An 18,112-nucleotide genomic window follows, 5' to 3' on the forward strand; every position below is an offset into this window, starting at 1 on the left:
CGTAGTTAAATTTATTGCGCTTGAATCCATTGGTCTGCGCGGTCACGTGCTTGACGAATTTGTTCTTGAGTTAAGTTAGCTGCCAAAGCGGTTTTCTTACCTTCAGACAAAGAAATTACTTTATTGTCGAGCATGCCATCACGGGTAGATAACTCATACCACTGATACGCACCCATATAGTTTTTCTTTTGTTCTTCCATCATGGCAAGGTTAAAGCTGGCACGGTTATCACCACGGCTAGCCGCCTTTTCAAAATATTGACGTGCTAAGACTTCGTCTTTTTTCGTGCCAATACCATCTGCCAACATACGACCTACATTTAATTGCGCAGCCGATAAACCTTGATCTGCCGCAGCTTTGTACCAAGCAAACGCTTGACGGCTGTCTTGTTGAACGTCTTTACCTTGTTGATATTTTGTCGCTAAGTAAAATTGTGCGCCTGCCTGACCTGCTTTGGCTGCTTTAATCAAGCCATTAATATCCATGGTTGAATATTGAGCCGCTTGGCTCGCTACAGAAGATGATGGTGAAACATAATCTGCATGGGCTTGAATGCTCAACAGTCCAACCAATAGCGTGGTGCTTAATAATAGTTTTTTCATAGAGCGCTCACTCGATAAATTGCGACTTCACCAAACAAATTAGGCAGATGCTTACTGAGTAAACTATCTTGTTGATTCCCATTCACGGCAAGTCGGTTAATGATGCGAATATTATTTTCGGCACAAAGTGCCTCAAAATCACGAAACGTACACAAATGAATATTTGGGGTGTTGTACCACATATAAGGTAATGCATCTGAAACAGGCATTTTCCCTTTTAAGGCAAGAAAAGAGCGAGTCTTCCAATGCGCAAAGTTCGGAAAGGTAATAATTGCCTGTTTACCCACACGTACCATATCTCTTAATAATACGTCAGGTGCATCTACTGCTTGCAAGGCTTGTGCCATGACCACATAGTCAAAAGACTGGTCTGCAAAACGGCTAAGCCCCAAATTCAAGTCTTGTTGGATAATATTTAACCCGCGACTGATCGCAATTGCAATCTTTTCTTGATCAATTTCTAATCCGTATGCACGAATATTATGCTGTTTGCTCATGTGTGCCAACAGTTCACCATCGCCACAACCCAAATCGAGTACTTTAGAATTGGGTTTAATCCACTTTTCGGCAAGTTGCTGATCAAGACGCATTACACGGCCTCCTGTGGGGTTGCTTGAAGATGTTCTGTTCCGCCCAAGAATGCACGCATGGCTTTCACGTACAGTGGAATTGGGAACAAGAACGAGTCGTGTCCTTGTTCGGCATCAATATCTAAATAGCTGACAGGTTTATGATTGCTAATTAGCGCATCCACAATTTCCTGCGAACGCTCAGGGCTAAAGCGCCAGTCGGTGGTAAATGACACCACTAAAAACTTGCATTTTGTATTCGCCATGGCTTTTTGTAAGGATTGCTCGTATTCACGTGCAGGATCAAAATAATCCAGTGCCTTGGTCATAATTAAATAGGTATTGGCATCAAAATTACGGCTAAATTGTTCGCCCTGATAGCGTAAATAGCTTTCGACCTGAAATTCGACATCAAAACCATACATAAATTTGCCTGATTTTAAGTCACGACCAAATTTCTGTTTCATGGCCTCTTCAGACAAATAGGTGATATGTCCAACCATGCGTGCCAAAATCAAACCACGTTTTGGGTAGCTGTCGTGTTCTAAATAACGGCCATGATGAAAGTCTGGGTCAGATAAAATTGACTGACGTGCGACTTCATTAAAGGCAATATTTTGTGCAGACAATTTTGGCGCACTGGCAATGATCACACATTTTTTTAGACGGTCAGGATAATCTACCGACCATTGCAAAGCCTGCATGCCACCCAAAGAGCCGCCAATAACTGAATACCAGACTTCAATCCCTAAACGGTCAGACAGCATGGCTTGGGTTTTGACCCAATCGCGCACAGTGACCAAGGGAAAATCTGGGCCATAAGGGCGGTTGTCATTTTCAGGGTTTGGCGATGTTGGGCCAGTCGAGCCGTTACATCCGCCAATATTATTTAAGGCCACCACAAAAAAGTGGTTGGTATCAATGGCTTTTCCCGGGCCAATACAGGCATCCCACCAGCCTGCTTTTTTATCGTCGGCATGATGATAACCTGCAGCATGATGATGCCCTGACAACGCATGACAGATCAGAATTGCATTGGATTTTTCGGCATTGAGCGTGCCGTAGGTTTCGACCATCAGTTCGAAGCGGGGTAGAACACGGCCACATTCGAGCTCTAGGGGTTCTTCAAATTGGAACTTTTCTGGAACAACAATGCCTACTGAGTCAGCTGGAAAAGACACGGGAATAATTCGCCTTAAATCCTGAGGATGAATAAACAAAAGGATACCACTTGGGGTATCCTTTTCAAAATGCTTTTATGCGTTTGCAGCGCTTTAAACTGCGGCAGCAACCACTTGATCCGTGCTTAATACACCTTGCTCAATCAAGCGATTTGTACAAGCAATGATCGCATCAATTGATGAAGTCACAATGTTGTCATGAACCCCTGCACCAAATGCAGATTTACCTGTGCCTTTCACTTGCAATTCAATTAAAGCCAACGCTTTTGCATGTGCACCCGAGCTAATGCTGCGCTCTTCGTAGTTCAAGACATCAATTGGCAATTGCAATGCGTTTAAAATCGCTGAAATTGGGCCATTGCCTTCGCCACGTAAGTGCTGCGTTTCACCATTTACTACAACATCTAGTTCAATGACCTGATTGCCATTTTCATCAGACAATTTGTAGTTTTGTGTTGCATATTGTGCATCTTTTACCGCAACGTAAGTTTCTTTAAACAAGTTCCAAATTTCGCTTGCGCTAATTTCTGTACCTTGTTCATCGGTACGTTGTTGCACAATTTGTGAGAATTCGATTTGTAAACGACGCGGCAAAGTCACGTTGTAGTTCGATTCTAACAAGTAAGCAATACCGCCTTTACCCGATTGTGAGTTGACACGAATCACTGCGTCATAGTCACGACCTAAATCTTTCGGGTCAATTGGCAAGTAAGGCATATCCCAAATTTCTTCATTTTTCTGGAACTCAAAACCTTTCTTAATTGCGTCTTGGTGTGAACCAGAGAATGCAGTAAAGACTAAGTCACCTGCGTACGGATGACGAGGGTGTACTGGCAAGCCTGTGCATTCTTCAACTGTTGCAATAATTTCGTTGATGTTTGAGAAATCCAACTCTGGTGCAACACCTTGGGTGTACATGTTCAACGCAATCGCAGCAACGTCTACGTTACCTGTGCGCTCACCGTTACCAAATACACAACCTTCTACACGGTCTGCACCCGCCATGATGGCCAATTCAGAAGCGGCAATACCACAACCACGGTCATTGTGACAGTGTACTGAAATGATCACACCATCACGACGCTCAATATTGCGGTGCATCCATTCAACTTGGTCTGCATACACGTTTGGTGTAGACACTTCCACTGTTGCAGGCAAGTTTAAAATGACTTTATTGGTTGGCGATGCTTCCCAAATTTCAGTTACCGCATCACAAACATCTTTAGCCACTTCTAACTCAGTTGCAGTGAAACATTCTGGGCTGTACTGGAATACCCACTCAGTTTCAGGCTGTTTTGCTGCATATTCTTTTACTTTGGTTGCAGCGTTGATGGCCAATTGTTTGGCACCCGCAACATCTACATTCAAGACTTTTTGGCGGAAGGTAGGCGAGTTGGCATTATAAATATGCACAATTGCACGTTTTGCACCTTGTAAAGATTCAAAAGTACGTGCGATTAAATGGTCACGTGCTTGTACCAATACTTCAATATATACGTCATCTGGAATATGACCTTCTTCAATCAATTTACGCGTGAAATCGAAGTCAACTTGAGATGCCGATGGGAAACCAATTTCGATGTGTTTAAAACCAATTTTCACAAGCATTTGGAACATTTTGAATTTTTGTTCAATGTTCATTGGCTCAAAGATCGCTTGGTTACCGTCACGTAGGTCGGTACTCATCCAGATTGGCGCTTTGGTAATTTCGTTATTTGGCCATTGGCGGTCTGGTAAGTCGACACGCTGGTACATACGACGGTATTTTTTGCTTGGATCTGCCAACATCATGTGAAAACTCCTTGAATAGTAGCGGTTGCATCGGTCGTGGATAACGGCAACTTACTATAAATATAGATTGTGTCTATTCTATCAATTTACAAGCTATTTTCAGGAGACTATCGCTAAAAGTCGAATCATGGCACTTGTAAACCAATATCTGTATGTTAATGGATCTGCAAGGGTAATAATTCCCTGTTTTTTACAAATATAGCCATACCTGTGAAAATTTTTTCTGTTATTTGTTTTATTTCTGATAAATATAACTGTTTTTAATCTGTTTAATGCTGCTTGTTCCCATAAGTGCCATGCTCACTTCAAATTCTTCTTTTAAGAGCTTGATGCTATGCGCTGCCCCTAATGCACCAGCAACTGCCAAGCCATAAATATATGGCCGTCCAATTAATACTGCATTTGCCCCTAGGGCTAATGCTTTAAAAATATCTGTGCCACGGCGGATACCACTGTCCAATAGAATAGGGAAATCGTGCGGTAAAATTTTTCGCATCGTGCTTAAAACTTGAATTGGACTGACAACGGTATCTAAAACTCGACCACCATGATTAGACACAATAATCCCTTGTACGCCGTATTGATGCGCCTGTTGTGCATCGGCAGGGTGTAAAATACCTTTGAGTAAAATAGGGAGCGGGCTGCGTTGTACCAGCCAAGCAATATCTTCCCATGTGGCGGCTTGCTGCATTAAGCCATCAAATAGAGCATGCTGATTGTCTTTGAGGGTTGCTGTACTCACAGGATGATGATGCACTGCCTGAATATGTGCGGGTAACTGAAAGTAAGCGCGACGTTCCCGATCTCGAATACCCATGTGCTGTGCATCAACCGTGAGTACAATGGCTTGATAGGCATAATGTTGCGCTTGAAAAATCAAATCCAAAGCGGCTTTACGACTGCCTTGCCAATACAGTTGAAACCATTTTGGCGCAGATGAAACCTGATCAAGCGTTGCCATTGAGGTGGTGCTTAAATGACTGAGAATCATGGGCGCTTGCATAGCGGAAGCTGCTTGTGCTGTGGCAATTTCCCCCTGCAGATGAAATAGCTGTTGATAAGCCACGGGGGCTAAAAAAATCGGGTGGGGATAGTGTTCGCCTAAAAGTTGAATCTGCGTATTGGCATCTTTAAAAGAATTTAAGTGACGTGGTAATAATTGAATATTGGCAAAAGCAGTTCGGTTATTATTTAGACTGTATTCATCGCCCGCAGCGCCTTCTAAATTGGCCCATGTGGCTGCATCCAAGTGTAGTTTCGCCTGTTTTTGATAGTCGGCAATCGTTTGTAAATGTGGGGGAATATGGTTTAAGGCTGCCAATGGTGCGGTATTCATAATTGACTCCATTGACGAATCAGATTGTGATAGTGCGCAGTCAGGGACAATACTTCTGCGGTATCACCAAGTTGTTGACGTAATTGCAGAATGGTCATGTCTAAATTGAACAACATACTGCGCTGCCAGTCATCTTTCACCATACTTTGACACCAAGTAAATGCCGCAATTCTTTGGCCTACTGTTACTGGTTCAACCCGATGTAAACTGGTCGCAGGATACACAATCGCATCGCCCGCACTGAGTTTAACTTCATGACTTCCATAGTTGTCTTCAATAATCAGTTCACCTCCCTGATATTCTTCAGGTTCACTTAAAAATAAAGTCATAGAAACATCAGTACGAATCGGACGTTGCGCCTGCGCACAATATTGCACCGCACTATCGACATGATTGCCATAAGTTCCTGTGTTTTGATAACAATTGAACATCGGCTGAAGCATATGCAGCGGCAAGGCAAATGACTGCAATAAAGCCTGTTGTTTGAGAGCGCTGAGTATTTCTTGCGCCAGTGCTGCATAACTCGGATGTTTGGGATCAAACTGCAAATTTTGTTTAATTTTTTGTGCTTGCGCGCCTGCGCTGAATTGGCCATTTTGCCAAGCCGATGCACTGTCTAACTCAGCCCGAATTTGCTGGACTTGCACTTTACTGAGTACGTTAGGAATGTGAAGCATCATATTGATTCTTCCTGTGAAAGTTATAATTCAAAAAATTGAATACTCGACATTATGGTTCAGCAGTAAAAGTTCGAGCGATCTGTGCTATGAAAGCGACTCATCGCCCGAACCAATCTATATAGTCTCTTTTGAGCTACGCTATAGATTTATTGCAATTACTTAGAACTTGTAATTCAAGCTAAGCGTTGCCGAGCGTGGCTGTCCAAGAACCACACGACCACCACCATTGTTAAGGGTGCTGATATATTCTTTATCGGCAAGGTTGTAGAGGTTCAGATTTAGTGAAGCGTGTTTGTTAAAGTTGTAGCCTACCAAAGCATCAAAGACGACATAGCCTGGGATATTCGGCATGTTGGCAGGTGCGGTGCTGTCAGTGACTACACGTTTTTGTTCATCAACATAACGAGCGCCTAAACCAAATTTAAAGCCTGCCCAGTCGTAGGTTGACCATAAGCTTGCAGTCCATTCAGGTGACCAGCGTTCAGATAATGTTGTGCTACTCGATGAACGTTGATTCAGTTGTTTAACTTTCATGTGGGCAACGCCTGCAGAAATATTCCAGGCATCGGTAATTTGCCCCACAGCACTTAGCTCAACACCATCGACACGTTTTTTACCTTCCTGCACGGCTAGCTGGGAAATCGGATCAATGGTCGATTGATTTTCATTTTCTGTACGATACGCAGCAGCAGCCATAGCAAGTTTGCCTTGCAATAACTCCCATTTGCTGCCTACTTCATAATGATGGGTTTCTTGAGGCTGCGCATTAATGGCATCATTGCCTGATTCAGACAGCGTGAAGTTGGCACTGCCTGGCGGAGTCAATGATTTGGCATAAGAGGCATACACACTGCTATTTAAAGTAGGTTTATACACACCGCCAAGTTTCCAGCTTAACAATGTGTCGTGCGTACTGAGGTCTTTGGCGACCAAGGCATTACCACCTCGCGGCAAAGTTAAGCCCTGATAATCGGTTTCATAATAATCGACCCGAACACCGCCGTTCAGCTGGAAACGCTCTCCAAATTTTAAAGTATCGAATAAATAAGCTGCGGCAGTTTGGGTTTCACCATTGGTATAACCGCCATTATAAATAAGCGCTGGCATGGCTTGATTGCGGTCAGGTCGATAAAGATTAGCCCAAGGTGTATTGACGGTCGCTTCACCTGGCAATTGTGTGGCCAACAGTTTGCTGGATTGCTGTTCTTTTAAAAACTCCATACCTGCAACAACATCATGTTCAACAGCGCCAGTTTGTAGATCGAAATTTAAAGTGGTTTGGTTAGCCAGAATCTTATTTTCCTGATCAACCCCTTGGCGGGAGCGATTCACTTCCCATTGTGCTGGGTCAGATGAACCATTGGTTCTTAAACCACTAGAACCAGTATTGATCCCTGTCAGCACCCGATTCATCTGCGTTTTGCCTACACGGGTGGTGTTGGTCAGTTTGAGCCGATCCGTTAAATCACTTTCAATTTTTGCCGTAAACATATCTGCATCGACATCTTCATAGTCATTGACATGACCATAAAAGTTTTCCCGATTGACTTGAGGTGCAGTCGCTAACAGCGAGTCTGAGTTATAAAAGCCCTTCATGCCGATTGTTGGAATACCACCATCTGGAATATTCCGCTGTCTGATGTGTTGAGAATACAAATATAAACGAGTGGCCGTGTTTAATCCGAAAGCAAGAGAAGGAGCGATGGCATAACTGTTATTTTCGATATAGTCACGTCCTTCCACACCACCTTCTTGCCCCATCACGTTCAGGCGAAACGCCGTATTGGGGTTGATGACTTGGTTAATGTCTGCAGAGAGTCGGGCATGTTCTGCGGTGTTATAGCTGGCAGAAACTTCCTGACTATTTTCACTTTGCGGTAATTTACTCACCAAATTGATATAACCCGAAGCCGCACCACGACCTGCTTCTGAACCTGATGGGCCTTTGACCACTTCAATTTGATCAAGGTTAAATACATCACGGCTGATAGCACCTAAATCGCGAATACCATCGACATAGGTTGAGGTTTGGGTAGAAAAACCTCGCATTTGAAAGGCATCGCCTGCGCTGGTATTACCATTTTCACCAAGTTGTAGGGTGATGCCTGGGGTGTTACGCAAGGCTTCAACCAACGAGGTTGCACCTTGCTCCTGCAAGATTTCTTTTTTAATTACAGAGATGGTTTGTGGAGTATCCAACAACGGCTGTGTGTATTTTGCAAAGCTTAAACGGTCTGCCTTGTATTTGCTTTCGGCTTCCGATTTAACCGTAATGGTGGGTAAGTGGGTGACGTCATCTTCAGGGCTTGCGGCATGTGCAAGTAGTGGAAGAGAGGCGGCTAAAGCCATCAGTTGCGCAGAGCGATTGTGTTTGCGGCTTTTGATCTGTGCCATTTATGGTATTTCCCTAAATGTAAACCAACAGGAGGCCACGCTTTATTCAGCGTTTTTAGTTCAAAATGAATAAAGTGTGAAGTTGTTGTTATGACGTCTATAACAATTGTTGCTAATTGTATTGAGAATCATTATCAATAACAATGTGCGGAGTGGTGTTTTTCTTTAATTCTTATTTGAAAATAATAATCATTATCAATATTATTATTTAATAAAACGATGTGAACGTGAAAGGCTTGGGGGGAGACTAGAAAACCCTGCCGAAGCAGGGTTTGAGATGAAGTTTAAGACTTAGAAGTCATAAGAAACAGAAAGCCAGTAGTTACGGCCTGCTAAATATGTACCTTCAGAACTGCGTCCGATAGATAGATATTTATATGCCTGTTGTGTATCACCATTGATATCGATGTAATCCATATTTTGGGTAAAGTCTTTATCTAGTAAGTTGTTTACCGCAGCATTAATACGAATGTGATCGTTAAATTGATAGCTTGTGCCTAAGTTAAAGAGGTTATACCCAGAGAACTCATTATTTGTTTGTACTTCAATGCTTTGTGAGCCGGCATCTGTTGGTTTGGCAGTAAAGCGAGGGCGACCAGATTGGTACTCATGTTGTAACCAAATATCAAATGCATCATTAATATGCCAAGTTGAAGTCAAGTTAAGTAAATGTTTAGCAGTTGATTCTAAAGCATACCCTTTATCATCACCTTTGGTGATTTCTGATTCTGTAAAGGTGTAGGAGGCTTTGATATCCCATTCTGGGATAATTTGGTACTGCAATGAAGTTTCTAATCCGTAAATTTCCGCTTCATCAGCATTAAAGCTTTTACTAAAAGAGGTAACTTTGTTGCTGAAGTTAGAACAGTCATTGGTTTGACAGCTAAAGGTTTTAGAAATAATTTTATCTTCAACTTGGTTGAAGAATGCTGTTGCCGTTAAATTTAAAGCATCAGTCGGTTGATAATTAAAACCAAGTTCATAGTTGACTGAAGTTTCTGGATCTAGATCAGGATTTCCGAGACTTGGTGTTGCACCTTGTCCACTATAACCATTGATACCGTTATACAAATCTTTGGCTGATGGAGTTTTATAGCCTGTGCTGACGCCTCCTTTAATCGTTAAGTCATCGGTTGTATTCCATACCAAATATGCGCGCGGGCTAAACTGTCCACCAAAACCACTGTGATCTTCGTAGCGTCCACCAAAGGTAAAATAAAGGTTATCTCTTAATTGCCATTCATCTTCAGCATACAGTGACCAAGTATCTTGAGTAAATTCTTTACCAATGCCTGCGATATCATCTGCAATAGTAGTGTCTTTATATTCGGTGCCAATAGTAAGTTTGTGGTTCGCAATTGGAGTGACTAAATGTGAGTCAAAGACTAAATCAGTATTTTCTAATTTGCGGGGTTGTCCTGCAAGTGCTGGAAATGCATCCGTTGGAATGGTGCGTCCTTTAGTCTCAGTTGTATTCTGACTGATATAAGTTTTCCACAAACCGAAGTCATATTGTCCATCATGACCTGCAGCAATTTGAATACGATTAAACTCAAGTTCATCTTCATATCCTGCAATACCGCCACGAGAAATGAAGTTACCCAAACGTTGATCTGAATTGTCATATTTTTGAGTTGATGAAAAACCATCGATCCAAAAAGAGTTTTGATCATCAAGTTTAAAGTCTAATTTTGCACCGATATCATAATTATCAGCTTTGCTTGGGCGTGGGTCACGACCTGTTGAACCCTGAATACGTTCTGAACGTTGACGGTCTAAATAGCTGCCACGTAGTTGCAAACCTAAACGGTCATTGATCAGTGGTCCATTGACGACAAAACTGGTTTTCCATGAGTCTGCTTCGGCATTACTTTCCATGACATTACCGCTGACAGTGACATTCCCATTCCACTCATCAGACACTTTTTTGGTAATGATATTGATCACACCACCCATCGCTTCTGAGCCATAGCGAGTAGCCATAGGGCCACGAATCACTTCAATTCTTTCGATTGCAGCCAGTGGGGGTAAAAATCCGTTTGATGTTTCTCCAAAACCATTTGGGGTAACATCTGACGAGGTAGTTTGACGACGACCATCAATTAAAATTAAGCTGTAATCATTTCCAAGACCACGCATTTTTATATTTAAACCAGAGGTTTTACCGACACCAGAACGTATATCGATACCAGGAACATCTGCTAACAAATCAGCAATACTGGTGGCATTTTTCTTTTCAATATCTTCTTTTGTGACCACGCTAATAGAAGCAGGTGCATTTTTAATATCTTGTTCAAAACCTGCCGCAGAAACCACAATCGTGGAAAGTTGGTGGGTTGAAGTCGCATCGGTAGAGGTATTTGCGAAAACAGCAGTAGAGGTTGCCCCAAGTAATGCAAGACACAGCGGGTGTAGGTTGAACTTAGCCATAAAATTATATCTCTAATATGAATCAATGATCCTAATTTAGACCTATATGGTAATTAGAATCATTCATGAAGGAGTTGGCTAATAATAATGATAAGGATTCTTATTTACAACAAGAAATATACACAAAGTTGAAAATTTACAGAAAATAGCGTGACGATTAAAAAAATTCAGTCGAGATCAGAACGTATTTTGTATATCCTTTAATGTTGTCATATAATGTGGCACTTTTTTATAAACTGTTATTACTAACTATATCGAGGAAGCCATGCAAGTAACTTCTGAAGCGGTTTCGGGCGTTGCCCGTCGTTTAAATGTATCTGTACCGACGAGCCGTATTAACGAGCAGTTTGAAGCTCGCTTGAAACGCACTGCCAAAACTGTGAAGATTAACGGCTTCCGTCCAGGTAAAGTGCCTCTAAACGTTGTTCGTCGTGAATACGGTGCAGGTATTTATCAAGAAGTGGTGAACGACATTATTCGTGACACCGTTTTTGAAGCAATCCAACAAGAAAAAATCAACGCTGTTGGTATGCCAAACATCGAAAAAACTGAAATGAAAGACGACGCTTTAGTTTACGAAGCGACAGTTGAAGTTTATCCAGAAGTTGAAGTGAAATTTGACGGTTTAGAAGTTGAACGTAAGTCTTCAGAAGTGAACGACAAAGACGTTGAGCAAATGCTTGAAAATCTTCAAAAGCAACGTGCTTCTTGGGCAGAAACCAAAGGCATGGCGAAAAAAGACATGCAAGTGACTTTCGACTTTGAAGGCACTGTAGATGGCGAAAAGTTTGAAGGCGGTGCTGCTGAAGACTTTAAACTAGTACTTGGTTCTGGTCGCATGATTCCTGGTTTTGAAGATGGCATCGTGGGCATGAAAAAAGGCGAAGAGAAAGTTATTGATGTAACTTTCCCTGAAGACTACCAAGCAGCAAACCTTGCAGGTAAAGCAGCTCAATTCAAAATCACTGTGAAACTTGTTGAAAAGCAAAAACTTCCAGAAATTGATGCTGAATTCCTACAAATCTTCGGTATTTCTGAAGAAGATGGCGTAGACAAATTAAAAGCTGACGTTCGTAAAAACATGGAACGTGAAGTGAAAAATGGTTTACGTAACCAAGTAAAAGGTGCAACTTTTGATGCACTCGTTGCGGCAAACGAAGTTGAAATTCCGTCTGCAATGGTTGCTCAAGAAATTGACCGTCAACGTCAACAAATGATTCAGCAATTCACACAGCAGTTTGGTGCGCAAGGTGCAAAAGCATTTGACTCAAGCATGCTTCCAGATGAATTGTTCAAAGAACAAGCTGAAAAATCTGTAAAACTAGGCGTATTGGTTAGCAAAGTATTGGCAGATGCTAAACTTGAAGTTGACCAAGCACGTGTAGATGCTTACATCGAAGATATGGCTTCTTCTTATGAAGATCCAAACGAAGTAATTGAATACTTCAAAAATGACAAACAACAGCGTTCACAAATCGAAGCAGTTGTTTTAGAAGATCAGGTTGTAGATCACATCTTGGCTTCTGCAAAAGTGACTGATACATCTGTAAGCTATGAAGACTTATTGAAAGAGCAACAAGCTCGTCAACAAGGCTAATTGGCTTTAGGTAAAAAAGGCGCTTTGTGCGCCTTTTTTATTGCATCGCAGTTTTTGGTTTTTCAGAGATTGATCGCATTTAACTCAAAATATCTACGATTTAAGCCGTGAATATTTTGCAATTTAGACAATTATCCCTCATATTGTGAACATGAGTCGTGTCACAAGAATTTAGGAATAAATAACCATATGTATGTTCCAACAATTGAAAATGCTTTAGTACCCATGGTGGTCGAACAATCATCTCGTGGTGAGCGTTCTTTTGATATTTATTCACGTCTTTTACGTGAACGTGTCATTTTTTTGACGGGTGAAGTCGAAGATAATATGGCCAACTTAATTGTGGCGCAGATGTTATTTTTAGAAGCAGAAAACCCAGATAAAGATATTCACCTATACATTAACTCACCAGGCGGTTCAGTGACTGCAGGTATGGCAATTTACGATACCATGCAATTTATTAAGCCTGATGTTGTGACTTACTGTATGGGACAAGCAGCATCTATGGGTGCTTTCCTGCTCAACGCAGGTGCAAAAGGTAAGCGTTACTGTCTTGAAAATGCGCGTGTCATGATTCACCAACCACTTGGTGGTTTCCGTGGTCAGGCATCTGATATTGAAATTCATGCACGTGAAATTCTATTCATTAAAGAGCGTTTAAACCGTTTAATGGCAGAACATAGTGGTCAGGACTATGAAACTGTCGCAAGAGATACCGACCGTGATAACTTCATGACTGCACAGGCAGCGAAGGAATACGGTCTTGTGGATGAAGTTTTAACAAAACGTCCATAAGTTTTAAAGATTGAGATATTGGAGTGACTATGTCCGAACATCCTCAGGGACAAAAACATTGTTCATTTTGCGGTAAAACGCAGTCTGAAGTCGGGAAGCTGATTGCAGGCGAGGACGCATACATCTGTAATGAATGTGTGGACGTATGCTTAGACTTGGTTCAGACCAGTCAACAAGTTGAGTCGGGTGATTGGGCAACACGTCCATTGCCAAAACCACATGAAATTCGTGCTGCGCTAGACCAGTATGTGATTGGTCAGGACACTGCGAAGAAAACCTTATCGGTTGCAGTGTATAACCATTACAAACGTCTGAAAGTGACCCAGCAAGGGCATAAGACAGACGATACTGTCGAAATTTCAAAAAGTAACATCATGCTGGTTGGGCCAACAGGTTCGGGTAAAACCTTACTTGCACAGACTTTGGCGCGCCTATTGGATGTTCCTTTTGCAATGGCAGACGCGACCACATTAACCGAAGCGGGTTATGTGGGTGAAGATGTCGAAAACATTGTGCAAAAGCTGTTGCAAAAAGCCGATTACGATGTAGAAAAAGCACAAAAAGGCATTATCTATATCGATGAGATCGACAAGATCACACGTAAGTCTGAAAATCCATCTATCACCCGTGATGTATCAGGTGAGGGTGTTCAGCAAGCCTTGCTTAAAATGATTGAAGGCACGGTTGCATCTATTCCACCTCAAGGTGGACGTAAGCATCCGCAGCAAGAATTCATTCAAATTGATACCTCAAATATCCTGTTTATTTGTGGTGGTGCATTCTCTGGTTTAGAGAAAATTGTGCAGCAACGTCAGGAAAAAGGCGGGATTGGTTTTACTGCAGACGTGAAGAAAAAAGATGAAGGCAAGAAATTGTCTGATTTATTCCGTCAGGTAGAAGCAACTGACTTGGTGAAGTTTGGTTTAATTCCAGAGTTTATTGGTCGTTTGCCAGTGATTGCAACACTAGATGAACTGGATGAAGATGCATTATTGCAAATTTTGACTGAACCAAAAAATTCCTTAACCCGTCAGTATCAATACTTATTCGAGATGGAAAATGTCGATTTAGTCTTTGAAGAGGCGGCTTTACGTGCAGTGGCGAAAAAAGCCCTTGAACGTAATACAGGTGCACGTGGTTTGCGTTCTATTTTAGAAAATGCTTTGCTTGAAACCATGTATGACCTACCAAGCCGTACCGATGTAGGTACAGTGGTGGTGACTGAGGCTGTGATTGATGAGGGTGCGAAGCCTGAATTTCAGGTCGAGCGTCAAGCCAAAGCTGAAGAGTCAGTTGAAGAAAAAGTCGACTTAAAAGTATTAGACAGCAAAACAGCTTAATTCGCTGTTCGTCTGAAACGTGCCGAAACGCTAGGTTTCGGCACGTTTTTTATTGTCAAAAAAAACAAGGCGGTGTTAATCTTAGTTCAAGGCGTGGACGCCTATTATTCAAAACAACAATTGCAAAATGAATTTGCAGCTTGATTTGCAAAAAACTTAATTTACAAAAATAAGAAACGCAGTGAGGGATAGACATGCGTGGTGTCGCAATCTTGGTCGTGACCAGTTTAATGTTAGTGGGATGTCATGGCAAAAAAAACGTGGTGCAACAAACACAACCACCGAGTACTTTAAAAGTTTTAGATTTAGAACAGAAACCGGGTTTTGTAGAGCAGCACCGCTTGGGCATGATGACCATTGGCGGTTGGGTTAATCAAAAACTGGGGCAGCGTTTTCAGCCCATTCAGGCACAGCATCAAGATGCGGCCATTGTGTATTTGTATCGCCCTGACTCTAAGTGGAATAGGCAGGAAATTGTCGCAGCCAGTATGTTTATCAATAAGCATCGGATTCCAAGTTTATTGCACAATCATTATTACTGGATTGAACTTGCACCGGGTGAGTATCGTTTAAGTGTGAGTCGGCCTTTGGGGGCATTACATTTTCAAAAACCGAAGTATTTAGATTTTCAGGTGCAGGCAGGGCAGTCGTATTTTATTAAGTATGACGAAGAAAATTTGAGTACACGTAAGGAAGTTTCAGGGCCTTTAATTTTAATGCCTACAAGTACCGCACAACAGGAAATCGCATTTACTCAACTCAAAACAGAAAGCTATAACTTTGTTGCGGAAGATCAGCACACAGGCAAGTTACGCAAAAAGCCACAAAAAATTAAGCATGAGAAATATGACCCTGCGGAAGATGTGCATTTAACTCAGCCATTTAAGTTGTGGGATCCTCGAACCTGGTAAGGTTTTTCATCTTTATCTTGCGCATTGCTTTTGTTCATTTCTAGCATGCATAAAAAAGCACCCAAAGTTTGGGTGCTTTTTCTTTATCACTGTATTGGAAAATTATTCTGCTGCAGCGTCTACAACAGGAATTTTACCAATTTTAGCTTGCCAGATTTTTGGTGCAATGGCGTGGATTGATGTACCGTTTACATCCACCGCAACAGAAACAGGCATATCTTCAACTTTGAACTTGTAGATTGCTTCCATACCTAAGTCTTCAAAAGCAACCACTTCTGCTTCACGTACAGCTTTAGATACAAGATAAGCCGCACCACCTACTGCCATAAGGTAAGTTGCTTTATGGTCTTTGATGGCTTCAATTGCTGCAGGACCACGATCCGCCTTACCAATCATACCGAACAAACCAGTGTGCTCTAATACTTGGCGTGTGAACTTGTCCATACGTGTTGCTGTTGTCGGACCTGCAGGGCCAACCACTTCATCACCCACAGGGTCAACTGGGCCAACGTAGTAAATGAACTTGCCTTTTAAGTCGACTGGTAATTCTTCACCATTGTTGATCATGTCTACCATGCGTTTGTGCGCAGCATCACGACCTGTGTAAATCGTACCGTTTAATAATAAAGTATCGCCCGGCTGCCAAGTGTTCATTTCTTCTGGAGTGATGTTGTCTAAATCTACACGTTTAGATTTAGAAGAGTCCCAAGTCACTTCTGGGTAGTCATCCAGTTTAGGTGCTTGAATGTGTGCAACACCTGAACCATCTAACTGGAAGTGTGCGTGACGAGTTGCCGCACAGTTTGGAATCATGCCCACTGGTTTGCCCGCAGCGTGGCAAGGATAGTCTTTGATTTTAATATCAAGTACTGTAGTTAAGCCGCCTAAACCTTGAGCACCAATACCCAATGCGTTTACTTTCTCGAAGATCTCAATACGGAGTTCTTCCATTTTATTTTGTGGGCCACGACGCAATAATTCGTCCATGTTGATTTCTTCCATGAGTGCTTCTTTTGCAAGCATCATGGCTTTTTCAGCAGTACCACCAATACCAATACCAAGCATACCCGGTGGACACCAGCCTGCACCCATGGTTGGAACAGTTTTAAGTACCCAGTCTACAATTGAGTCAGATGGGTTCAGCATGGCCAATTTAGATTTGTTTTCTGAACCACCACCTTTAGCAGCAACCGTAATATCAACTTTGTTACCTGGAACGAGTTTGTAGTGAATTACTGCAGGGGTATTGTCTTTGGTATTTTTACGACCAAATGCAGGATCAGCCAATACAGATGCACGAAGCACGTTTGAGTTTTCTAGGTAACCCTGACGTACACCTTCGTTAATTGCATCATCTAAGCTCATGGTTAAATCAAATTTAACGTCTAAGCCCACTTCAAGGAATACGTTTACGATACCAGTATCTTGACAGATTGGACGATGACCTTCTGCACACATACGTGAGTTAATTAAGATCTGTGCAATCGCATCTTTCGCAGCTTTGTTTTCTTCACGATCATAAGCACGGCTCATCGCTTGGATGAAGTCTTGTGGATGATAGTAGGAAATAAACTGAAGCGCGTCTTTGATCGAAGTGATCAAGTCTTCTTGCTTGATAATAGTTGTCATATCAAAAATCTCTTGAGCGGGCGGATAGCTAGCGGACTAAATTATAAGACAAAATGTGGTCGTTGTGGGCACTTTGATCAAGCTTTGGGCGAAAGTTTAATATCGCACATGGGCTGTGGGAGATTGATGAAAGATCAAGCAAAAATAAACATTGCGATATGCACTGATTTTGCTTCTTTAAGGCTAAATTTTCCGTTATGTTCAGAACTCTATTTGCTCAATATTGAAGTTATGTGATGACAGATTCCTCTGCTTTGGCGGCTCAGATTATCCCAATGTATAAAAGGCATGCCCGAGCGTGGACGGCTTTACGTGGTCAGGTGCTATATGAGAAAAACTGGCTGGATCGTTTGCTGCGTTATTTACCTGCGCAGGCCAAAATTTTAGATTTAGGTTGTGGTTCAGGCCGTCCAATTGCAGCGTATCTATTACAACATGGGCATCAGCTTACAGGTGTGGATAGTTCAGACACCATGCTGGAAATGGCACGAGAACATTTTCCATCACAATGTTGGATTGAAGCCGATATGCGTTCTGTAGAATTGAATCAGCGCTTTGATGCTATTTTGGCGTGGGATAGTTTTTTTCATTTAACGCCACAAGACCAGCGTGGCATGTTTACACAATTTGCAAAGTGGTCTAAACCCAATGCCGTATTGATGTTTACAAGTGGGCCAGCAGCAGGCGAGGCAATCGGGGAAATGTTTGGTGAGGCTCTCTATCATGCCAGTTTATCGCAAGAAGAATACCGTCAATTGTTAGCACAACATGGGTTTAAGGTATTGGACATGCAGGCTGAAGATCAGGATTGTGCAGGGCATACGGTGTGGTTGGCGCAGAAGTTTTGATATTAGTCA

14 protein-coding genes are annotated in these 18,112 nt (G+C 42.1%); 5 read left to right on the top strand and 9 right to left on the bottom strand.

Annotated features, from left to right (window positions below; translation table 11 throughout):
- Positions 1-11 precede the first annotated feature (11 nt).
- The 8 genes from FTU71_RS04990 to FTU71_RS05025 all read right to left on the bottom strand — a co-directional run bounded on the left by FTU71_RS04990 (position 12) and on the right by FTU71_RS05025 (position 10,983).
- Complete coding sequence (locus FTU71_RS04990; protein WP_070153255.1) at positions 12-602, bottom strand: tetratricopeptide repeat protein; 591 nt, start codon at positions 600-602, stop codon at positions 12-14.
- The gene (gene metW / locus FTU71_RS04995) at positions 599-1,192 is read right to left on the bottom strand and encodes a methionine biosynthesis protein MetW (RefSeq protein ID WP_004974832.1); all 594 of its coding nucleotides are present in this window, start codon (positions 1,190-1,192) and stop codon (positions 599-601) included. The genes FTU71_RS04990 and metW overlap by 4 nt, the downstream gene beginning before the upstream one ends.
- Positions 1,192-2,352: a homoserine O-acetyltransferase gene (locus FTU71_RS05000; protein ID WP_180111546.1), complete on the bottom strand. Its 1,161-nt coding sequence runs from the start codon at positions 2,350-2,352 to the stop codon at positions 1,192-1,194. Before FTU71_RS05000 ends, metW begins: the two co-directional genes overlap by 1 nt.
- 93 nt (positions 2,353-2,445) lie before the next feature.
- Positions 2,446-4,143 (bottom strand): 2-isopropylmalate synthase, encoded by a 1,698-nt coding sequence (gene leuA, locus FTU71_RS05005; RefSeq protein ID WP_104852560.1) that lies wholly within the window; start codon positions 4,141-4,143, stop codon positions 2,446-2,448.
- Positions 4,144-4,378: 235 nt separating this feature from the next.
- Positions 4,379-5,479 carry an alpha-hydroxy acid oxidase gene (locus FTU71_RS05010; protein ID WP_180111548.1) on the bottom strand — a complete coding sequence of 367 codons (1,101 nt, stop codon included), beginning with the start codon at positions 5,477-5,479 and terminating at the stop codon, positions 4,379-4,381.
- On the bottom strand, positions 5,476-6,159 hold the full coding sequence (locus FTU71_RS05015) for a Fe2+-dependent dioxygenase (RefSeq protein WP_180111551.1): 684 nt from the start codon (positions 6,157-6,159) through the stop codon (positions 5,476-5,478). The genes FTU71_RS05010 and FTU71_RS05015 overlap by 4 nt, the downstream gene beginning before the upstream one ends.
- A 159-nt stretch (positions 6,160-6,318) precedes the next feature.
- Positions 6,319-8,553, bottom strand: a complete 2,235-nt coding sequence (locus FTU71_RS05020; RefSeq protein ID WP_180111559.1) for a catecholate siderophore receptor Fiu — start codon at positions 8,551-8,553, stop codon at positions 6,319-6,321.
- A gap of 291 nt (positions 8,554-8,844) precedes the next feature.
- A complete protein-coding gene (locus FTU71_RS05025) occupies positions 8,845-10,983 on the bottom strand; it encodes a TonB-dependent receptor domain-containing protein (RefSeq protein ID WP_179993964.1) in 2,139 nt (712 codons plus the stop codon).
- Between the two features lie 265 nt (positions 10,984-11,248).
- Between FTU71_RS05025 and tig the strand changes: the two genes are divergently transcribed.
- The 4 genes from tig (at position 11,249) to FTU71_RS05045 (ending at position 15,626) form a co-directional block, all read left to right on the top strand.
- The gene (tig, locus tag FTU71_RS05030) at positions 11,249-12,580 is read left to right on the top strand and encodes a trigger factor (RefSeq protein ID WP_180111561.1); all 1,332 of its coding nucleotides are present in this window, start codon (positions 11,249-11,251) and stop codon (positions 12,578-12,580) included.
- A 189-nt stretch (positions 12,581-12,769) separates the two neighbouring features.
- Positions 12,770-13,375, top strand: coding sequence for an ATP-dependent Clp endopeptidase proteolytic subunit ClpP (clpP, locus tag FTU71_RS05035; protein WP_004974855.1), 606 nt, complete (start codon positions 12,770-12,772; stop codon positions 13,373-13,375).
- Between the two features lie 29 nt (positions 13,376-13,404).
- Complete coding sequence (gene clpX, locus FTU71_RS05040; RefSeq protein WP_180111564.1) at positions 13,405-14,715, top strand: ATP-dependent protease ATP-binding subunit ClpX; 1,311 nt, start codon at positions 13,405-13,407, stop codon at positions 14,713-14,715.
- 194 nt (positions 14,716-14,909) lie between these two features.
- Entirely contained in the window at positions 14,910-15,626 is a 717-nt protein-coding gene (locus FTU71_RS05045) for a DUF2846 domain-containing protein (protein ID WP_136144672.1), read from the top strand.
- Between the two features lie 102 nt (positions 15,627-15,728).
- Here the strand turns inward: FTU71_RS05045 and FTU71_RS05050 are convergent, their stop codons facing one another.
- Positions 15,729-17,255: a fumarate hydratase gene (locus FTU71_RS05050; RefSeq protein ID WP_180111566.1), complete on the bottom strand. Its 1,527-nt coding sequence runs from the start codon at positions 17,253-17,255 to the stop codon at positions 15,729-15,731.
- A gap of 236 nt (positions 17,256-17,491) precedes the next feature.
- On the opposite strand from FTU71_RS05050, the gene FTU71_RS05055 reads away from it, so the two are divergent.
- Positions 17,492-18,103: a class I SAM-dependent methyltransferase gene (locus tag FTU71_RS05055; protein ID WP_168417898.1), complete on the top strand. Its 612-nt coding sequence runs from the start codon at positions 17,492-17,494 to the stop codon at positions 18,101-18,103.
- Positions 18,104-18,112 lie beyond the last annotated feature (9 nt).

The sequence above is a fragment of the Acinetobacter sp. YH12136 genome, assembly GCF_013418545.1.
Lineage (GTDB): Bacteria > Pseudomonadota > Gammaproteobacteria > Pseudomonadales > Moraxellaceae > Acinetobacter > Acinetobacter towneri.

Excerpts from the sequence above, each read along its gene's own strand:
- FTU71_RS05010 (WP_180111548.1), bottom strand. The coding sequence starts at position 5,479 with ATGAATACCGCACCATTGGCAGCCTTAAACCATATTCCCCCACATTTA.
- FTU71_RS04990 (WP_070153255.1), bottom strand. The coding sequence starts at position 602 with ATGAAAAAACTATTATTAAGCACCACGCTATTGGTTGGACTGTTGAGC.
- metW (WP_004974832.1), bottom strand. The coding sequence starts at position 1,192 with ATGCGTCTTGATCAGCAACTTGCCGAAAAGTGGATTAAACCCAATTCT.
- FTU71_RS05045 (WP_136144672.1), top strand. The coding sequence starts at position 14,910 with ATGCGTGGTGTCGCAATCTTGGTCGTGACCAGTTTAATGTTAGTGGGA.
- leuA (WP_104852560.1), bottom strand. The coding sequence starts at position 4,143 with ATGATGTTGGCAGATCCAAGCAAAAAATACCGTCGTATGTACCAGCGT.
- FTU71_RS05020 (WP_180111559.1), bottom strand. The coding sequence starts at position 8,553 with ATGGCACAGATCAAAAGCCGCAAACACAATCGCTCTGCGCAACTGATG.
- tig (WP_180111561.1), top strand. The coding sequence starts at position 11,249 with ATGCAAGTAACTTCTGAAGCGGTTTCGGGCGTTGCCCGTCGTTTAAAT.
- FTU71_RS05025 (WP_179993964.1), bottom strand. The coding sequence starts at position 10,983 with ATGGCTAAGTTCAACCTACACCCGCTGTGTCTTGCATTACTTGGGGCA.
- clpP (WP_004974855.1), top strand. The coding sequence starts at position 12,770 with ATGTATGTTCCAACAATTGAAAATGCTTTAGTACCCATGGTGGTCGAA.
- clpX (WP_180111564.1), top strand. The coding sequence starts at position 13,405 with ATGTCCGAACATCCTCAGGGACAAAAACATTGTTCATTTTGCGGTAAA.
- FTU71_RS05015 (WP_180111551.1), bottom strand. The coding sequence starts at position 6,159 with ATGATGCTTCACATTCCTAACGTACTCAGTAAAGTGCAAGTCCAGCAA.
- FTU71_RS05050 (WP_180111566.1), bottom strand. The coding sequence starts at position 17,255 with ATGACAACTATTATCAAGCAAGAAGACTTGATCACTTCGATCAAAGAC.
- FTU71_RS05055 (WP_168417898.1), top strand. The coding sequence starts at position 17,492 with ATGACAGATTCCTCTGCTTTGGCGGCTCAGATTATCCCAATGTATAAA.